Source organism: Ramlibacter sp. P4_H7 (assembly GCF_056400765.1).
In genome coordinates, this window is record NZ_JBFUKP010000015.1 from 19,417 (window position 1) to 36,673 (window position 17,257).

General features: G+C 70.3%; 15 protein-coding genes. 10 read left to right on the plus strand and 5 right to left on the minus strand.

Annotated features, from left to right (window positions below; translation table 11 throughout):
- Positions 1-84 precede the first annotated feature (84 nt).
- Genes AC1DSA_RS18825 through AC1DSA_RS18835 form a run of 3 tightly spaced genes read right to left on the minus strand, consistent with a single transcriptional unit; the run spans position 85 to position 3,102 of the window.
- Positions 85-1,095: an SIS domain-containing protein gene (locus AC1DSA_RS18825; RefSeq protein ID WP_477892161.1), complete on the minus strand. Its 1,011-nt coding sequence runs from the start codon at positions 1,093-1,095 to the stop codon at positions 85-87.
- On the minus strand, positions 1,085-2,218 hold the full coding sequence (gene nagA / locus AC1DSA_RS18830) for an N-acetylglucosamine-6-phosphate deacetylase (RefSeq protein WP_477891977.1): 1,134 nt from the start codon (positions 2,216-2,218) through the stop codon (positions 1,085-1,087). Before nagA ends, AC1DSA_RS18825 begins: the two co-directional genes overlap by 11 nt.
- Positions 2,215-3,102 (minus strand): glucosamine kinase nucleotide-binding domain-containing protein, encoded by an 888-nt coding sequence (locus AC1DSA_RS18835; protein ID WP_477891979.1) that lies wholly within the window; start codon positions 3,100-3,102, stop codon positions 2,215-2,217. Before AC1DSA_RS18835 ends, nagA begins: the two co-directional genes overlap by 4 nt.
- Positions 3,103-3,252: 150 nt before the next feature.
- Here AC1DSA_RS18835 and AC1DSA_RS18840 point away from each other — a divergent pair, with 150 nt between their 5' ends.
- The gene (locus AC1DSA_RS18840) at positions 3,253-3,861 is read left to right on the plus strand and encodes a DsbA family protein (protein ID WP_477891981.1); all 609 of its coding nucleotides are present in this window, start codon (positions 3,253-3,255) and stop codon (positions 3,859-3,861) included.
- A gap of 97 nt (positions 3,862-3,958) precedes the next feature.
- Here AC1DSA_RS18840 and AC1DSA_RS18845 read toward each other — a convergent pair whose 3' ends face one another.
- Positions 3,959-5,776: an AMP-binding protein gene (locus AC1DSA_RS18845; RefSeq protein ID WP_477891983.1), complete on the minus strand. Its 1,818-nt coding sequence runs from the start codon at positions 5,774-5,776 to the stop codon at positions 3,959-3,961.
- Between the two features lie 4 nt (positions 5,777-5,780).
- Positions 5,781-6,656, minus strand: a complete 876-nt coding sequence (locus tag AC1DSA_RS18850; protein WP_477891985.1) for an amidohydrolase family protein — start codon at positions 6,654-6,656, stop codon at positions 5,781-5,783.
- 102 nt (positions 6,657-6,758) lie between these two features.
- Here AC1DSA_RS18850 and AC1DSA_RS18855 point away from each other — a divergent pair, with 102 nt between their 5' ends.
- From AC1DSA_RS18855 to AC1DSA_RS18895, 9 genes are all read left to right on the plus strand, one after another.
- A complete protein-coding gene (locus AC1DSA_RS18855) occupies positions 6,759-7,535 on the plus strand; it encodes a crotonase/enoyl-CoA hydratase family protein (RefSeq protein WP_477891987.1) in 777 nt (258 codons plus the stop codon).
- Between the two features lie 29 nt (positions 7,536-7,564).
- Entirely contained in the window at positions 7,565-9,445 is a 1,881-nt protein-coding gene (locus tag AC1DSA_RS18860) for a feruloyl-CoA synthase (RefSeq protein ID WP_477891989.1), read from the plus strand.
- A complete protein-coding gene (locus AC1DSA_RS18865) occupies positions 9,442-10,227 on the plus strand; it encodes an SDR family NAD(P)-dependent oxidoreductase (protein ID WP_477891991.1) in 786 nt (261 codons plus the stop codon). The genes AC1DSA_RS18860 and AC1DSA_RS18865 overlap by 4 nt, the downstream gene beginning before the upstream one ends.
- A gap of 28 nt (positions 10,228-10,255) precedes the next feature.
- A complete protein-coding gene (locus AC1DSA_RS18870) occupies positions 10,256-11,392 on the plus strand; it encodes an ABC transporter substrate-binding protein (RefSeq protein WP_477891993.1) in 1,137 nt (378 codons plus the stop codon).
- Positions 11,393-11,518: 126 nt separating this feature from the next.
- Positions 11,519-12,556 carry a branched-chain amino acid ABC transporter permease gene (locus AC1DSA_RS18875; protein WP_477891995.1) on the plus strand — a complete coding sequence of 346 codons (1,038 nt, stop codon included), beginning with the start codon at positions 11,519-11,521 and terminating at the stop codon, positions 12,554-12,556.
- A complete protein-coding gene (locus AC1DSA_RS18880) occupies positions 12,556-14,322 on the plus strand; it encodes a branched-chain amino acid ABC transporter ATP-binding protein/permease (RefSeq protein WP_477891997.1) in 1,767 nt (588 codons plus the stop codon). Before AC1DSA_RS18875 ends, AC1DSA_RS18880 begins: the two co-directional genes overlap by 1 nt.
- The gene (locus AC1DSA_RS18885; RefSeq protein WP_477891999.1) at positions 14,322-15,101 is read left to right on the plus strand and encodes an ABC transporter ATP-binding protein; all 780 of its coding nucleotides are present in this window, start codon (positions 14,322-14,324) and stop codon (positions 15,099-15,101) included. Before AC1DSA_RS18880 ends, AC1DSA_RS18885 begins: the two co-directional genes overlap by 1 nt.
- The gene (locus AC1DSA_RS18890; RefSeq protein ID WP_477892001.1) at positions 15,098-16,729 is read left to right on the plus strand and encodes a tannase/feruloyl esterase family alpha/beta hydrolase; all 1,632 of its coding nucleotides are present in this window, start codon (positions 15,098-15,100) and stop codon (positions 16,727-16,729) included. Before AC1DSA_RS18885 ends, AC1DSA_RS18890 begins: the two co-directional genes overlap by 4 nt.
- A gap of 25 nt (positions 16,730-16,754) precedes the next feature.
- The gene (locus AC1DSA_RS18895; RefSeq protein WP_477892003.1) at positions 16,755-17,231 is read left to right on the plus strand and encodes a MarR family winged helix-turn-helix transcriptional regulator; all 477 of its coding nucleotides are present in this window, start codon (positions 16,755-16,757) and stop codon (positions 17,229-17,231) included.
- Positions 17,232-17,257 lie beyond the last annotated feature (26 nt).

Genomic DNA, 17,257 nt, shown 5'->3' on the forward strand with positions numbered 1-17,257 from the left:
TGTAGGTGAACGGTAGATAAAAACAAGAGGTGAGAGTTGCTAAGGACAAACACGAGCGCATGTAAACGACGGTGCGTTTCATCCTCAGCGGGTGCGCGTCACCTTCCGCAGGTGCGGCGGACTGTCAGGATCGTGACTGCGCTCCCGCGCGAGTGCTTCCACCATGGGATAGAAGCTCTGGATCGCGCACACTGCGTCGAGCTCGGGCACACTGCTCTCCACCAGCGGCAGCACCGCGCCGGGCGTGCCCGGCGGCGCCGCGAGCAGCACGTGTGCACCGCGGGCGCGCATCGCCGCGGCGAGCTCCAGCAGGCCGGCCTGCGCGGGTCCGCGCGGCGCGAACAGCAGCAGCGGATAACCTTCGTCGATCAGGGCCATCGGCCCGTGCTGGATCTCCGCGCCGGAGAAGGCCTCGGCCTGGATGCCGCAGGTCTCCTTGAACTTGAGCGCCGCTTCCATCGCGACCGGCAACCCGAGACCGCGGCCGACGACAAAGAGGCGGTCAGCTTCCCGCAAGACTTCCAGCGCCGGCGACCAGTCCGCGCGCGCGGCGAGCTCCAGGGCGCGCGGAAGCTCTTCCAGCGCGGCGCCGAGCGCGTCATCATCCTGCCAGGACGCCACCAGCCGCGCCCCGGCCACCAGCTGCGCGATGAAGCTCTTGGTGGCCGCCACGCTGCGCTCGGCGCCCGCATGCAGGCAGAACAGCCATTCCGCCGCGTGCGCCAGTGGCGAGTCCGGATCGTTGACGAAAGCGCAGGTCACCGCGCCACGCTCGCGGAACCAGCGGGTCGGCCCCACCAGGTCGGGGCTCTGGCCCGACTGCGAGAACGCGAACGAGGCGAGTCCCTCGCTGCGGATCTCCGACTGGTACAGCGTCACCAGCGACATCGGCATCGAGGTCACCAGCCGCCCCAGCCGCGCCATGATCAGGTAGGCCGCGTAGTGCGCGGCGTGGTCGGAACTGCCGCGCGCGATCGTCAGCAGCGACGCCGGCGGCTGCCGGCGCAGCCGCTCGCCGAAGGCGCGCCAGCGCTCGCGGTCCTGCCGCAGCTGGCGGGCGACCGCTTCGGGCGCCTCGCGGGCTTCATCCAGCATGCGCGACATCGAGCGCCCCTCCTTCGATGAAGACGTCCTGCACGCGCAGGTCGCGGTCCAGCACCACCACGTCGGCCCAGGCGCCAGGAGCCAGGCGACCGCGGTCGCCGAGCTCCAGGAAATCCGCCGCGTGGGTGGCGAGGCGGCGCGCCGCGTCGTCCAGCGGCAGGCCGACGACGTCGACCAGGTTGCGCAGCGCGCGGTCCATGGTGAGCGTGGAGCCGGCCAGCGTGCCGTCGGCCAGGCGCACCCCGCCCAGGCACTTGGTGACGGGCTGGCTCCCGAGCCGGTATTCGCCATCGGGCATACCGGTGGCGGAGGTCGAATCGGTGACGCAGTAGAGACCGGGGATGCTGCGCAGCGCCGCGCGGATGGCGCCGGGATGCACGTGCAGCAGGTCGGGAATGATTTCGGCGTAGTGCGCGTGCGCCAGCGCCGCGCCCACCATGCCGGGCATGCGGTGGTGCAGCGGCGTCATGGCGTTGAACAGGTGGGTGAAGCCCCGCGCGCCCCGCTCCAGCGCCTGCACGCCGTCCTCGTAGGTGCCCAGCGTGTGCCCCAGCTGGACCCGGAATCCGGCGGCCACCAGCTGCGGGATCGCGTCCATGTTGCCGGGCACCTCGGGCGCCAGCGTGAGAAGGCGGATCGGCGCCAACGAGTCGAGTTCCTCCAGTTCGTGCAGCGACACCGGCCGGGCGAAGTCGGGTTGCGCGCCCAGCTTCCCGGCATTGATGTACGGGCCTTCGAGGTGCATGCCCAACACCCGGGCCGCGCCCGGCGCACCCTCCCGGCACAGCGCGCCGATGGCGGCCAACGCCTGCCGCAGGTCTTCGACCGGTGCGGTCATCGTGGTCGCCAGCAAGGACGTCGTCCCGTGTTCGGCGTGCCGGCGCGCCACCTGCAGCGCGGCGTCGCCGCCTTCCATGATGTCGCGCCCGGCTGCACCATGGACGTGCAGGTCGACGAAGCCGGGCAGCAGCAACGGGGCGCCCGGTTCGCGGGCCCGCTCCAGCGCGATCGGTGCGGCTTCGATCGCGGCGATGCGGCCGTCCGCGCCGATGCGCAGGACGCCCTCGACCAGGCCCGCGGGCGTGAGGATGCGTCCCTGCAGGCCGCGGCTCACAGCGCCGCTTCCCTTTCCTGCTGCACGGCGGTGCGCGCCAGCATCAGCGCACCCTCCGCAGCGCCCGCGCGTGCGGCAACGATGCGGCCGCGGACGAAAGGCCGCATGCGCGGGGCAAGGCGTTCGGCGATGCTGCCGGCGACCGCCAGGGGCAGCCGGGCGCGCGGATCGATGGCGAGGGCGAGGTCCTCCAGGGCAGCGGTCGCCTGTTCCAGCAGGCGGGCGGCGACCGGATCGCTCGCCTCGCAGTCGAACACGGCGGGCGCGAGCTGCGCGAATTCGAACTGGCCGGCGCTGCCGCACCAGGCCTGCAGGGTCTCGCGCTCGTCGCCGCAGTGGATCCACACCCGGCGGGCCAGCGGCCCCGGATTGGCGCGGCCGTCGAAGGCCGCCAGCCCGTGGCGCACCGCCTGCAGCCCGAGCCAGCCGCCGCTGCCTTCGTCATCCACGCGAAAACCCCATCCGCCGACTGTAGCGCGGCTGCCGTCCGCGCGGAGCGCTTCGGTGATGCTGCCGGTGCCGGCGATGAGGATGGCCCCGGGCTTGCCGGCATGCGCACCCATGAGCATGGTGAACGCGTCGCTCTCCGCCTGCAGCAAGGCGAAGCCCGGATCGGCCGCGAGGAAGGCGTCGCGCCACGGCGCGTGGCTGGCGCCGGACAGGCCGGCCACCAGGGCACAGCGCTGCCACGGGGGAACCGCCACGCCCGCCGACTCGAAGCCGCGCCGGACCGCCAGCCGCACGTGGTCCCAGGCCTGCGGGATGCCCTGCTGCAGAGCCGAGGGCCCGGCCGAGCCGGTGCCCACCGCGCCGTGACGGACATGGTGGACCAGGGCGCGCGTGCCACTGCCGCCGCCATCGACGCCGATCAGGTAATCCACCATCAGCGAAGGCCCCTCCCCCCGCTGGCTATCAGCTGTTCCATTCGTGTTAGAAGCGGCTATCCGTGTGGAGTTGCAGCCCGGCGGCGTGCGCGGACAACGCTTTGGTTTGTAGTCGGATGCAACGGTCGAGCACGGCGCTAAGCTGCTCGGATGGCCGCGCCGATCGCCTTCTATTTCGACTTCATCTCGCCCTACGGCTACTTCGCCAGCCGGCAGGTCGAGGCCCTGGCCGCGCGCCACGGACGCACGGTGGACTGGCGGCCGATGCTGCTGGGCGTGGCGGTGCTCAAGGTGATGGGGCTCAAGCCGCTGCTGGACACGCCGCTCAAGGGCGACTACGCCCGCCGCGACGTGCTGCGGCAGGCGCGCCGACTCGGCATCCCGCTGGGCCGCGACCTGAACGCCTCGGTCGGCAATCCGCTGCCGCCGGCCCGGGCCTTCTACTGGGTCAAGCGGCACCATCCGGAACTGGCGGTTCCCCTTGCGCACGCGCTCTTCCACGCGTTCTGGGCGGAGGGGCGCGACCTCTCGACACCCGAAGCCGTCGCCGCCATCGCCTTGCCCGCGGGCCTGGAGCCCGCCGCCGTCATCGAAGGCGCCACCAGCGACGAAGCGGCGACCCTGCTGCGCAATGCGGTGGCCGCCTCGATCCAGGCGGGCATCTTCGGTTCGCCGACCGTGGTGGTGGACGGCGAGCCCTTCTGGGGATCGGACCGCCTGCGCGACGTGGACGAGTGGCTCACCTGCGGAGGTTGGTGATCTCGCAGGCTGGCGGTGCGAGCGAAGCGGCACCCCAGCGATCGCGCGGAAGCGCTGGGGTTCGGCTGCGCGCTCACCCCAGCCTACAGGAGGCCTTCTACCGCTCGAACGTGATGACGGTCTCCACCGCGATCGCGCCCAGCGCATCGCGCAGGCGCTGCTCCAGCGCTGCATCCCGTGCCGCCTGCACCTTCACCTCCGCGATGCAGCCGGCGCCCTTTTCCTTCGCGCTCACCCGCAGCGTCACGCCCGGCGCCGCGGCGGACAGCACTTCCTGCAGCTTGAGTTCGGTGGCGCGCAGCCGCAGCGCCGGCTTGTAGACCTTGCCGACCGCGGTCAGCGGCAGCGCCTCCAGCACCACCACCCGCTTGGGCACGGCGGGGCGCTCGTAGACGTGCGCCGCGACCTCGCCCAGCACCGCGTCGGCGGTGACCTGCATGCCGGGCTTGAGTGTCACGAAAGCGGCCGGTACCTCGCCGGAATGGGGATCGGGCTCCCCCACCACCGCGCACATCGCCACGGCCGGGTGCGCGAGGAAGGCGTCCTCGACCAGGCCGGGATCGATGTTGTGGGAGCCGCGGATGATCACGTCCTTGGCGCGGCCGGTGACGTGCAGGTAGCCCTGCGCGTCGAGGTGGCCGAGGTCGCCCGAGACCAGCCAGCCGCCTTCGAACATGCCGGCGTTGCGGGCCGGGTCGGTATAGCCCGGGCTCACGTTGGGACCGCGCAGCACCACCACGCCGGTCTCGCCGCCGGCGCATTCCTCGCCCAGCGCCAGGCTGGCGCCGCCCCAGGGCACCACCTTCACCTGCGTGTAGGGCAGGCGCAGTCCGGCCGACCCCGGAACGCGCGGCGAGAGGAAGGGCTCGATAGCCACCAGCCCCGCGCACTCGGTCATGCCCAGGATGTTGCGCACCGCGATGCCCAGCGTGTTCTCGAAGCGCGCCGCCAGTTCGGTGGGCAGCGGCGAGCCGCCCGTGTACGCGACCTTCACGCGGGAGATGTCCGCGTCCACCGGCTGGTTGCACAGACCGGCCAGGATGGTGGGCACGCAGGCGAGCGCCGTGACGCCCTCGCGTTCGCAGAACTTCCAGTAGTTGCGCAGGAAGGCGGCGTTGCGCATGCCGCTCACCGTCGGCAGCACCTGCGTGCCGCCGATGGCCAGCAGCGCGAGACCGTAGACGAAGGCGCCGGCCACGTGGAACAGCGGGAAGCCGTTGACCTCGACGGTGTGTTCGTCGAAGCCGTAGAAGCGATGCGCGAACCAGCCGGTGTGTGCCTCGTTGCCGTGCGTGTGCTGCACCAGCTTGGGCGCGCCGGTCGTGCCGCCAGTGTGGAACAGCGCCGCGATGCGGCCCGGCCCCAGCTGCGGATCGAAGCCGAGCACCTCGGATTCGTTCGCCAGCGCGTCGTCGAAGCTGCTGCCGATGGCCAGCACGGTGCGCGACGCCAGGCCGGGCACTTTCTGCACCGCCGACCAGACATCCAGCTCCGCGTTCGGACCGAGCGCGACCACCACCTTGGCGCCGCTGGCGTCCAGCAACGCGGCGACGTGGTCGGGCTGCAGCATGAAGTTGATCGGGCAGGCGCGGCCCGCGACCTGCGCGCCCCACAGCGCGTAGTGGGTGGCGGGAACGTTGGGCGCGAGGATCGCCACCGCATCGCCGGGTCCGACCCCGAGGCGACGGAACAGGTTGGCGGCGCGATGGATCCGGGCCAGCAGTTCACGGTAGGTGATGCGCTGCGGTGGCGTCGCGAGTTCGCCGTCGGGCAGGTAGGTGAAGGCGATGCGGTCGCCGAAGCGCTGCGCCGCCCGCGCGATCAGCCCGTAGGTCGTGCGCGCCGGGATCGCCTGTTCGTACGGCGTGCGCTCCAGCGCCTCGATGTCCGCGAGGCCGCGGAAGAACGGCCCCATGGCCTCAGGCCTTGGACTGGTCGAGCCCGAGCAGGCGCACGGCGTTGCCCTTCAGGATGCCGGGCATCACCTCCGGCTTGAAGCCGGCGTCCTCGAAGTCCTTCATCCAGCGATCGGGCGTGATCAGCGGGTAGTCGCTGCCGAACAGGATGCGGTCCTTCAGCAGCGTGTTCGCGTACTGAACCAGCTGCTTGGGGAAGTACTTGGGGCTCCAACCCGAGAGGTCGATCCACACGTTGGGCTTGTGCGTGGCCACCGACAGTGCCTCGTCCTGCCAGGGGAAGCTGGGGTGCGCCATCACGATCTGCATGTCCGGGAAATCGATCGCGACGTCGTCCAGGTGCATCGGGTTGCTGTACTCCAGCCGCAGCCCGCCGCCGCAGCGCATGCCAGACCCGATGCCGCTGTGCCCGGTGTGGAAGATCGTCGGCATCTTGTGCGCGTTGATCACCTCGTAGATCGGCCAGGCCATCTTGTCGTAGGGGTGGTAGCCCTGCACCGTCGGGTGGAACTTGAAGCCCTTGACGCCTTCTTCCCTGATCAGGCGTTCCGCCTCGCGCGCGCCCATCTTGCCCTTGTGCGGGTCGATGCTGGCGAAGGCCATCATCATGTCGCTGTTCTCGCGCGCGGCCTGCGCGATCTCCTCGTTGGGGATGCGGCGGCGCCCGAGCTGGGACTCGCTGTCGACCGTGAACATCACGAGGCCGATCTTGCGTTCGCGGTAGTACGCGATGGTCTCGGCGATGGTCGGGCGTCGGTTGCTGCGGAAGTACTTGTCGGCCGCGCGGTCGTACTCCTCGCCGTAGTTGTCGAAGGGGTTCCAGCAGCTGACTTCGGCGTGCGTGTGCACGTCGATCGCGACCAGGTTCGCGTGGTCCATGGTTGTCTCCGGTTTCGGTGGTTCCTAGGGTAAGCCCTAGGGCGGCGGCCTTGATTTGGTTATTGTTTATAACAAACAATGCACCCACTCCGCAAACACTTCATGACCACCCACAAAGACATCCTGCTCGAGATCGACGGCCCCGTCGCCATCGTCCGGCTCAACCGTCCCGCAAAGCGCAATGCCCTGTCGGACAGCCTCGTGATGGGCGTGCGGGATACCTTCCAGAACCTGCCCTCGACGGTGCGTGCGGCCGTGCTCGACGGTGCCGGCGACCACTTCTGCGCCGGGCTCGACCTGTCCGAGCTGAAGGAGCGCGATGCCGGCGCCGGCCTGCACCACTCGCGCATGTGGCACACCGCGCTGGAGGAAGTGCAGTACGGCCCGGTTCCGGTCATTGCCGCGCTGCACGGCGCGGTGGTGGGCGGCGGGCTGGAGCTGGCGGCGGCCTGCCACATCCGCGTGGCCGACGCGACCGCTTTCTACGCGCTGCCGGAAGGCGCCCGTGGCATCTTCGTGGGCGGCGGCGGCGCCGTGCGCATCCCGCGGCTCATCGGTGCCGCACGCATGGCCGACATGATGTTCACCGGCCGGGTCTACCAGGCGGACGAAGGCGAGCGCGCGGGTTTCGCGCAGTACCTGGTGCCCGCCGGCGAGGCGTCCGCCCGGGCGATCGAGATTGCCAGGCGGGTCGCCGAGAACGCACCGCTGACCAATTACGCGCTGATGCATGCGTTGCCCCGCATTGCCGAGCAGCCCGCCGACCAGGGCTTCCTGACCGAAGCGCTGATGGCCGCCATCGCCCAGAGCGCACCGGAAGCCAAGCAGCGCGTGCGCGACTTCCTGGAAGGCCGCGCCGCGAAAGTCGGCAAGCGCTGAACGTGGCGCAGGCCCCGAGGAGACAAGAGATGAGAGCCCCCCAGCGAGCGGCCGCCGCCTACCGCCCCCTGCGCTTCGGCGTGACCCGCGCGATCCTGCGCGACGGCCCCGGCGGCGTGCGCTACGTGCGTGCCGAATCCGGCCTCCAGCCGCACGCCCACCGGATGACCGACCGCCTGGTGCACGGGGCCGCGCAGCACCCGGACCGCGTGTTCATGGCGCGCCGCCGGCGCAATGCCGACGGCAGCACCGGCGATTGGACCACCGTCACCTGGCGCGAGGCGCTGGAGCGCGCGCGCAGCATCGGCCAGGCCCTGCTGGACCGCGGCCTGAACGCCGACCGGCCGGTGGTGATCCTCGCCGAGAACAGCATCGAACACGCGCTGCTGGCGCTGGGGGCGCTGTACGCCGGCATCCCGCACAGCCCGGTGTCGCCCGCCTATTCGCTGGTGAGCCAGGACTTCGACAAGCTGCGCCACGTGCTGGCCACGCTGACCCCGGGCCTGGTGTTCGCGCCCGACGCCCGCTATGCCCGCGCGGTGCTGGCCACCGTCGGCCCCGACGTCGAGGTGGTGCTGGGCGAGGGCCGCATCGAAGGCCGCGAGACCACGCCGCTGGCGCAGTTGCTGGCGACGCAGCCGACCCCGGCCGTGGATGCGGCGATGCAGGCCACCGGCCCGGACACCATCACCAAGTTCCTGTTCACCTCGGGTTCCACCAAGCTGCCCAAGGCGGTGATCAACACCCATGCCATGTGGTGCGCCAACCAGCAGCAGATGCGCCAGTCGATGCCGGTGCTGGCCGAGGAGCCTCCGGTGCTGGTGGACTGGCTGCCCTGGAACCACACCTTCGGCGGCAACCACAACGTCGGCCTCGTCCTCTACAACGGCGGCACGCTCTACATCGACGACGGCAAGCCGACGCCCGCGCTGATGCACGAGACGCTGCGCAACCTGCGCGAAGTCGCGCCCACCGTGTACTTCAACGTGCCGACCGGCTTCGAGGCGATCGCCCACGCGATGAAGGCCGACCCCGTGCTGCGCAAGAACCTGCTGTCGCGCGTGCGCATGTTCTTCTACTCCGGCGCCGCGCTGGCCCAGCCGATCTGGGACCTGCTGCACGAGGTGCAGGAGGAGGAGATCGGCGAACGCATCGTCATGGGCACCGGCCTGGGCATGACCGAGTCCTCGCCCTTCGCGGTGTTCATCACCAACCCGGACGTGAAGTCCGGCCACATCGGGCTGCCCACGCCGGGCATGGAACTGAAGCTCGTTCCCACCCAGGGCAAGACCGAGATCCGCTACAAGGGCCCGAACGTCACGCCGGGCTACTGGCGCAATCCCGAAGCCACCCGGGACTGCTTCGACGAGGAAGGTTTCTTCTGCACCGGCGACGCCGTGCTGTGGATCGCCGAGTCCAACCCGCACCTGGGCCTGAAGTTCGACGGCCGCATCGCCGAAGACTTCAAGCTCGCCACCGGCACCTTCGTCAGCGTGGGACCGCTGCGCGCGAAGATCATCAACGCCGGCGCGCCCTACGTGCAGGATGCGGTGATCACCGGCCTGAACCGCAACGAGATGGGCGCCCTGCTGTTCCTGCGCCCCGAAGTGCGCAAGCTGGCGCCGCACCTTCCGCCCGACACGCCGCTGCGCGAGGTGCTGGAAAGCGCCGCCGTGCAGGACCATTTCCAGGACATGCTGGACGAACTGGCGAAGACCGCCACCGGCAGCGCCAACCGCGTGGCCCGCCTGCACCTGATGGATGAGCCTCCTTCCATCGACAAGGGCGAGGTCACCGACAAGGGCTCGATCAACCAGCGCGCCGTGCTGAAGCACCGCGACGCGCTGGTGCAGGCCTTCCACGACGACCGCCTGCCCTTCACCCTGAAACCCAGCCAGGAGAGCGCATGAACATCCAGGGACAAGCCGCCCTCGTCACCGGCGGCGCCTCCGGCCTCGGCGAAGCCACCGCGCGCGAGCTCGCGCGCCTCGGTGCCAAAGTCGCCGTGCTCGACGTCAACCTCGAACAAGCGGAGAAGGTCGCCGCGGACATCGGCGAGCAATATGGAGACGGCTGCGCCGTGGCCTGCCAGTGCGACATCACCAATGCCGCCAGCATGGCCGCCGCGATCGCCAGGGCCGCCGCGACCCACGGACCCGCGCGCATCCTGATGAACATCGCCGGCATCGGCAGCGCCAGGCGCGTGGTGCAGAAAGACGGCAGCGCGGCGCCGCTGGACGACTTCGCCCGCGTGATCAACGTCAACCTGGTCGGCACCTACAACGCCAGCCGCCTGTTCGCCGCCGAGTGCGCCAGGCTGGCGCCGCTGGAGGATGGCGAGCGTGGCGTGATGATGTTCACCGCCTCGGTCGCGGCCTTCGACGGCCAGGTCGGACAGCAGGCGTACAGCGCATCCAAGGGCGGGCTGGTCGGCATGACGCTGCCGATGGCGCGCGACCTTGCGCAGCACGGCATCCGGGTGTGCACCGTGGCGCCCGGCCTGTTCGCCACGCCGCTGATGAAGCAGTTGCCCGAGACGGTGCAGGCTTCGCTGGCCGCCTCCATCCCCTTCCCGCCGCGCCTGGGCAAACCCGAAGAGTTCGCCCAGCTCGCCTGCCATATCGTCACCAACACCCACCTCAACGGCGAAGTGATCCGCCTCGATGGCGCGCTGCGCATGGCGCCGCGCTGAACAACGCATTTCAACCCGGAGACAGAAGATGAAACTCGTACGCACCCTGATCGCCGCCGCGGTGGCCCTGTCCGCCGCCGGCGCCGCGCTGGCCGACATCAACGTCGGCGTCGTGCTGTCGCTCACCGGCCCCGGCTCGGGCCTGGGCATCCCGATGCAGAACCAGCTCAAGCTGTTCCCCAAGGAGATCGCGGGCGAGAAGGTCAACCTGATCATCCTGGACGACGCGTCCGACCCGGGCAAGGGCGTGAGCAACACGCGCCGCCTGATCACCGAAGACAAGGTCGACGTGATCTACGGCTCGGGCCTGACGCCCGTGGCCGCGGCCATGGCGCCCGTCACCGCCGAGAACAAGACGCTGCAGATCGCCGGTTCGCCCGTGGGCGTGCCGCCCGGCCAGGACCACTGGCTGTTCCGCCTGCCCCAGGGCAACGACGTGATGGCCCACGCGATGGTCCAGCACATGAAGAAGCAGGGCATCAAGACCATCGGCTTCATCGGCTATACCGATGCCTATGGCGAACTGTGGCTGAAGGCGCTGACGGCGGAAGCGGAAAAGAACGGCATGAAGGTGGTGGCGGCCGAGCGCTTCGCGCGCGCCGACACCAGCGTCACGCCGCAGGCGCTCAAGCTCGCGTCCGCCAACCCGGACGCGATGGTTGTGGTGGCCACCGGTTCCGGCGCCGCGATGCCGGAGAAGGCGATCGTCGAGCGCGGCTACAAGGGCAAGATCTACCAGACGCACGCCGCGGCGACGCCCGACCTGGTGCGGATCGGTGGCAAAGACGTCGAAGGCACCTTCGTCGTGTCCGGCCCGGCGGTGGTTGCCGAGCAGCTGCCCGACAGCCATCCCTCCAAGAAGGTGGCGATGGACTTCGTGACCAAGTACGAGAAGGCCAACGGCGCCGGCTCGCGCAACCAGTTCGCCGGCCACTCCTACGACTTCCAGATCGTGATGGAGAAGATCGTTCCGGTGGCGCTGAAGAAGGCCAAGCCGGGCACGCCCGAGTTCCGCGCCGCGCTGCGCGACGCCATGGAAACCATGGGCCGCACCGTGTTCGCGCACGGCGTGATGAACTGGACCAAGGACGATCACTGGGGCTACACCAACGAGACGGGCGTCATGCTGAAGGTCAGCGACGGCAAGTTCGTGGTGGAGAAGTAAGCGGTCCTGCCTTGCTCCTTCCCCCTTTGGGGGAAGGTCGGGATGGGGGCGCTTCTTCAGTGCCGCCGCGCCCCCACCCTCACCCTCCCCCAAAGGGGGAGGGAACGAAAACCCGGAACATCCTCCATGGACCTCTCGATCGCCGGCATCCTCGCACTGGACGGCCTCACCAACGGCGCCGTCTACGCCCTGCTCGCATTGGCGACGGTGCTGGTGTTTGCCGTCACGCGCGTGATCTTCATTCCGCAAGGCGAGTTCGTCGCCTTCGGCGCGCTGACACTCGCCCTGTTCCAGACGGGCAAGGTGCCCGGGACGGTGTGGTTCCTGCTCGCCCTCGCCGTGCTCGCGGCCCTGGGCGACATCGTCAACGGCTGGCGGCATCACCTGCCCGCCCGGCGCGTCGCCCTGCAGGTGGTGCGCACGCTGGCCTGGCCAGTGATCGCATCGACCATCGCGATCTGGGCCGCGCCGCGCGGCCTGCCGCTGGTGGCGCAGGCGCTGCTGACGCTGGCGCTGGTGACGCCCTTCGGTGCGCTGATCTACCGCCTCGCCTACGAATCCCTGGCCGACGCGTCGGTGCTGGTGCTGCTGATCGTGTCGGTCGGCGTGCACTTCGCGCTGGTCGGACTGGGGCTGTTCTTCTTCGGCGCCGAGGGCTTCCGCAATCCCAGCTTCTGGGACAGCCGCTTCTCCGCCGGCGCGCTGGCGCTGACCGGCCAGACCATCATCATCTTCATCGCCTCGCTGGCGCTGATCGTCCTGCTGTACCTGTTCTTCGAGCGCACGCTCACCGGCAAGGCGCTGCGCGCCACCGCCGTCAACCGTGCCGGCGCCCGCCTCATGGGCATCTCCTCCAGCGGCGCCGGGCGGCTGGCCTTCACCATGGCGGCGCTGATCGGCGCGCTCTCGGGCCTGCTGATCGGCCCGACCACCACCGTCTTCTACGACAGCGGCTTCCTGATCGGCCTCAAGGGCTTCGTCGCCGCGGTGTTCGCCGGCCTGTCCAGCTATCCGCTGGCGCTGGTCGGCGCGCTCGCGGTGGGCCTGCTGGAAAGCTTCGGATCGTTCTGGGCCAGCTCGTTCAAGGAAGTGATCGTGTTCGCGTCCATCCTGCCGGTGCTGCTCTGGCGCTCGCTGGCGGACCCGCACGCGGAGGAACATTGATGGCCTTGCGCCGCTACGCCTTTCCGCTGTTCGCGCTGCTGATGCTGGTGCTGCCGGCGCTGCCCGTCCCGGACTTCTGGATCTCGCAGAGCAACTACATCGGCCTCTATGCGCTGGTGGCGCTGGGGCTGGTACTGCTGACCGGGGTCGCGGGCCTCACCTCGTTCGGCCAGGCCGCGTTCGTGGGCGTGGGTGCGTACACGGCCGCCTTCATGACGGTGAAGCTGGCGTCCTCGCCCTGGCTCGCCCTGCTGGTGGGTGTGGGCCTGGCCGTGATCGCGGCGCTGATCCTGGGCGCGATCACGCTGCGCATGTCGGGCCACTTCCTGCCGCTCGCGACCATCGCCTGGGGCCTGGCCCTCTACTACACCATGGGCAACATGGAGTTCCTGGGCAAGTACGACGGCCTGCTCGGCGTGCCGACGCTGAAGCTGTTCGGCATGGACCTGGGCACCGGCCGCGGACTGCACGGGGTGATCTGGGTGATCGCCCTGCTCGCGGCGCTGGGCTGCAGCAACCTGCTCGATTCGCGGCCGGGCCGTGCGATTCGCGCCGTGAAGGACGGCTCCACCATGGCCGAGGCCATGGGCATCTCGACCTTCCGCTACAAGCTGGTGGTGTTCGTGCTGGCCGCCGTGCTGGCCGCGGTTTCGGGCTGGCTGTTCGCCTTCTTCCAGCGCACGGTCAACCCCACGCCGTTCTCCCTGGGCAAGGGCATCGAATACCTGTTCATGGCGGTGCTGGGCGGCGTCTCGCACGTGTGGGGCGCCTTCCTCGGCGCCGCGGTGGTCAAGCTCACGGAAGACCAGCTGCAGGTGCTGTTGCCGAAACTGATCGGCACCAGCGGCAGCTTCGAGACCATCGTGTTCGGCATCGTCCTGGTGGTGGTGCTCAAGTACGCGCCGGACGGCCTGTGGACCTTCGTGCAGAAGCTGCTGCCGCGCGCCGACCGCAAGCGCGACTGGGCGTCGGCGGCCCCGCTGCCCGCGCGCGACAAGCCGGCGCGCGGCGAGGCGCTGCTGCAGGTCGACGCCGTGCGCAAGCAGTTCGGCGGCCTGGTGGCGGTCAACGACGTCAGCTTCGCGATCAACGCGGGCGACATCGTCGGGCTGATCGGCCCCAACGGCGCCGGCAAGTCGACCACCTTCAACCTGATCACGGGCGTGCTGTCGCTCACCGGCGGCCAGGTGCGCTGGCGCGGCGAGGCGATCGGCGGCCTGCCCTCGCGCGAGATCGCGCGGCGAGGCATCTCGCGCACGTTCCAGCACGTGAAGATGATCCCGGAGATGACCGTGCTGGAGAACGTCGCGCTCGGCGGCTACCTGCGCGGCCAGAGCGGCACCACGCGGGCCATGCTGCGCCTGGACCGCGAGGAGGAGCGCCGGCTGTTCGCCGAGGCGGAACGCCAGCTGGCGCGCATCGGCATGGCGGACCGCATGCACGAACTGGCCGGCAACCTGGCGCTCGGCCCGCAGCGGCTGATGGAGATCGCGCGCGCGCTGTGCACCGACCCGGCGCTGCTGCTGCTGGACGAGCCGGCGGCGGGCCTGCGCCACAAGGAAAAGCAGGCGCTGGCCGACGTGCTGCGCCAGCTCAAGGGCGAAGGCATGAGCCTGCTGCTGGTGGAACACGACATGGAATTCGTGATGGGCCTGACCGACCGCATCGTGGTGATGGAGTTCGGCACCCGGCTGCTGGAAGGCACGCCCGCGGAAGTGCAGGCCAGCCCCGCGGTGCGCGCCGCCTACCTCGGGACGGAGCACTGATGGACAGTGCATCCCCCTTGTTGGCCGTGAAGGACCTGCACGCCGGCTACGGCCGCGCGGAGGTGCTCACCGGGCTGAACTTCGAACTGGCGCGCGGCCAGGTCGTGACCGTGATCGGCCCCAATGGCGCCGGCAAGTCCACCACGCTCAACGCCCTCATGGGCCTGCTGCCGGCGCGCGGCCTGATCCGCTTCGACGGCCAGGATCTCGCCGACACGACCCTCGAAGAGCGCGTGATGCTGGGCCTGGCCCTCGTGCCGGAAAAGCGCGAGCTGTTCGGCACGATGCCGGTGGAGGACAACCTGGTCCTGGGTGGCTTCCGGCCGATGAAGCTGCGCATCCCCAATTGGCGCTCCGGCCTGGAGCGGGTCTACGAACTGTTCCCCCGCCTGAAGGAACGCCGCACGCAGCTGGCCGGCACGCTCTCCGGCGGCGAGCGCCAGATGCTCGCGGTGGGCCGTGCGCTGATGGCGCAGCCCAAGCTGCTGATGCTGGACGAACCCAGCCTGGGCCTGGCGCCGCTGGTGGTGCGCGAGATCTTCCACATCATCGAGCGCCTGCGCGAACAGGGCGTGTCCATCCTTCTGGTGGAACAGAACGCGCGCGCCGCGCTGCAGGTCGCCGACTACGGCTACGTGCTGGAGACCGGCGAGATCAGCATGCAGGGGCCGGCGATGCAGCTGTCCGGCGATCCCCGCGTCATCGAAACCTACCTGGGTGCGGCACGCACGCGCCCGGACGACGCCGCAGCCAGAGCGGCCAAGGACACCATCGCATGAAGAACCGCCGACTTGGCTTGTCCTCCCTTGCCTGCGCCACCGCGCTGCTCGCCGCATGCGGTGCGCCCGGTCCGGCGGCGCCGCCCGCGGCTTCGGCCAGCGCCTGCGCCAGCGCGGCCCAGGCCTTCGCCGTGCCGGGGGTGTGCATCACCGAGGCCGAGGCGATCGCGGGCGACACCGTGCGTCCCTCCGGGCAGACGACGGGCCCGCTGCTGGTGGCGCACTGCCGCATCCAGGGCCGCATGAACGAGCGCACCGGCGTCGACGGCAAGCCGTACCACATCGGCTTCGAGCTGCGCCTGCCCGCGCAATGGAACGGCCGCTTCCTGTACCAGGGCGGCGGCGGCAACGACGGCGTGATCCGCCCCGCGGTCGGGCCGCAGGCCGCACCTGGCTATGCGCTCAATCGCGGCTTCGCGGTGGTGACCACTGACGCCGGCCACCAGGGGCCGGACGCCGGCTTCGGCTTCGATCCCGTGGCACGCGTCGACAACGCGTACAACGCCCACGACCGCGTCGCCGTCACGGCCAAGGACATCGTCCGCCGCTGGTACGGAAAGCCGGCGGACCGTTCCTACTTCATCGGCTGCTCGGGCGGCGGCCGGCAGGGGATGATGTTCACGCAGCGCTTCCCCTCTTACTTCGACGGCGTGATCGCGATGGCGCCGGCGATGCGCGTGTCCAAGGGCGCGACGATTGCCGCCGCCTGGGACACGCAGGCGCTGGGCGCGATCGCGCCGGCCGGGACCGACGGCAAGCCGGTCCTCGCGCGCGCACTGAACGATTCCGACCTCGCGCTGGTGCGCAACGCGATCCTGAAGTCCTGCGATGCGCAGGACGGGCTGGCCGACGGCCTGGTGTCGCATCCCGCGGCCTGCCGGTTCGACGTGCGTTCGCTCGCCTGCAGCGGCGGCAAGAGCGCCGACTGCCTGGCGCCCGCGCAGGTCAGCGCATTGCAGAAGATGTTCGGCGGCCCCGTCGATTCCGCCGGCCGCAAGCTCTATTTCAGCTGGCCGTGGGACCCGGGCATGGGCCACCCGGCGAACGACTGGCGCATGTGGAAGCTGGGCAACTCGCAGACCGCGGTGCCCAATTCGCGCCACGTCTTCCTGATGCAGGACGCGCTGCAGGGTTACTTCGTGACGCCGCCCGACCGCTCGCTGTCCATCTTCGCGTTCGACTTCGACCGCGATCCCGCGCGCATGGATGCGCACGACTGGATGTTCGACACCGAGAAGGACGTCGACCTTGCCGGCTTCCGCGCGCGCCAGGGCAAGCTGCTGTTCGCCCACGGGCTCGCCGACCCCATCTTCTCGCCGCACGAGATGATCGATTACTACCAGCGGCTGACCGCCAAGCACGGCGCCGCCACCGCCGACTTCTCTCGCCTGTTCCTGGTCCCGGGCATGGGCCACTGCGCCGGCGGCGCGGCCACCGACAGCTGGGACGGGCTGGGCGCCCTGGTCGACTGGGTCGAGAAGGGACAGGCGCCGCAGAAGATCGTCGCCACGGGGACCAGCGTGTTCCCCGGCCGTTCGCGCCCGCTGTGCCCGTATCCCCAGTACGCCCACTACGACGGCCGCGGCAACCCCGAGGACGCCGCCAGCTTCAGCTGCCGCACGCCCTGACCGCCACCGTCCCGACGCACCGCAGATGCCCCGCGCCAGTCCCGCCCGCAACGCCCCGCCCGCCATGGTGGAGGAAGTGGATACGTCCTTCCTGGAGACCCTGCTCGGGTACAACGCGCGCCGTGCCGCGCTGGCGGCCATCGACGTCTTCCTCGACGGGATGGCGCCCTTCCAGCTCAAGCCGGTGGAGTTCTCCGTGCTGTCCCTGGTGACGCACAACCCCGGCATCACCTCGCGCCAGCTCTGCACGGCGCTCGGCATCCTGCCGCCCAACCTGGTGGGCCTGGTCAATGCGCTGGAAAAGCGCGAGCTGATCGCCCGCCAGCCGCATCCACGCGACGGCCGGGCGGTCGGCCTGCACCTGACCGCCTCCGGCCACAAGCTCATGCGCGACGCCGAGAAGACCGTCGCGGCGCTGGAGGCGGAGGTGGCCTCGCGGCTGTCGCCTGCGGAACAGCGCACCCTGCTGAACCTGCTGAAGAAGGTCTACCGACCGGCCTGAACGGGCCTCGCGGCCCGGCCGTTGCG

Bases quoted from the DNA above. Each gene is read 5' to 3' on its own strand.
- AC1DSA_RS18885 (WP_477891999.1), top strand. From the start codon at position 14,322: ATGGACAGTGCATCCCCCTTGTTGGCCGTGAAGGACCTGCACGCCGGC.
- AC1DSA_RS18845 (WP_477891983.1), bottom strand. From the start codon at position 5,776: ATGGGGCCGTTCTTCCGCGGCCTCGCGGACATCGAGGCGCTGGAGCGC.
- AC1DSA_RS18840 (WP_477891981.1), top strand. From the start codon at position 3,253: ATGGCCGCGCCGATCGCCTTCTATTTCGACTTCATCTCGCCCTACGGC.
- AC1DSA_RS18895 (WP_477892003.1), top strand. From the start codon at position 16,755: ATGCCCCGCGCCAGTCCCGCCCGCAACGCCCCGCCCGCCATGGTGGAG.
- AC1DSA_RS18865 (WP_477891991.1), top strand. From the start codon at position 9,442: ATGAACATCCAGGGACAAGCCGCCCTCGTCACCGGCGGCGCCTCCGGC.
- AC1DSA_RS18850 (WP_477891985.1), bottom strand. From the start codon at position 6,656: ATGGACCACGCGAACCTGGTCGCGATCGACGTGCACACGCACGCCGAA.
- AC1DSA_RS18860 (WP_477891989.1), top strand. From the start codon at position 7,565: ATGAGAGCCCCCCAGCGAGCGGCCGCCGCCTACCGCCCCCTGCGCTTC.
- AC1DSA_RS18890 (WP_477892001.1), top strand. From the start codon at position 15,098: ATGAAGAACCGCCGACTTGGCTTGTCCTCCCTTGCCTGCGCCACCGCG.
- AC1DSA_RS18855 (WP_477891987.1), top strand. From the start codon at position 6,759: ATGACCACCCACAAAGACATCCTGCTCGAGATCGACGGCCCCGTCGCC.
- AC1DSA_RS18825 (WP_477892161.1), bottom strand. From the start codon at position 1,095: ATGCTGGATGAAGCCCGCGAGGCGCCCGAAGCGGTCGCCCGCCAGCTG.
- AC1DSA_RS18880 (WP_477891997.1), top strand. From the start codon at position 12,556: ATGGCCTTGCGCCGCTACGCCTTTCCGCTGTTCGCGCTGCTGATGCTG.
- AC1DSA_RS18875 (WP_477891995.1), top strand. From the start codon at position 11,519: ATGGACCTCTCGATCGCCGGCATCCTCGCACTGGACGGCCTCACCAAC.
- AC1DSA_RS18835 (WP_477891979.1), bottom strand. From the start codon at position 3,102: ATGGTGGATTACCTGATCGGCGTCGATGGCGGCGGCAGTGGCACGCGC.
- AC1DSA_RS18870 (WP_477891993.1), top strand. From the start codon at position 10,256: ATGAAACTCGTACGCACCCTGATCGCCGCCGCGGTGGCCCTGTCCGCC.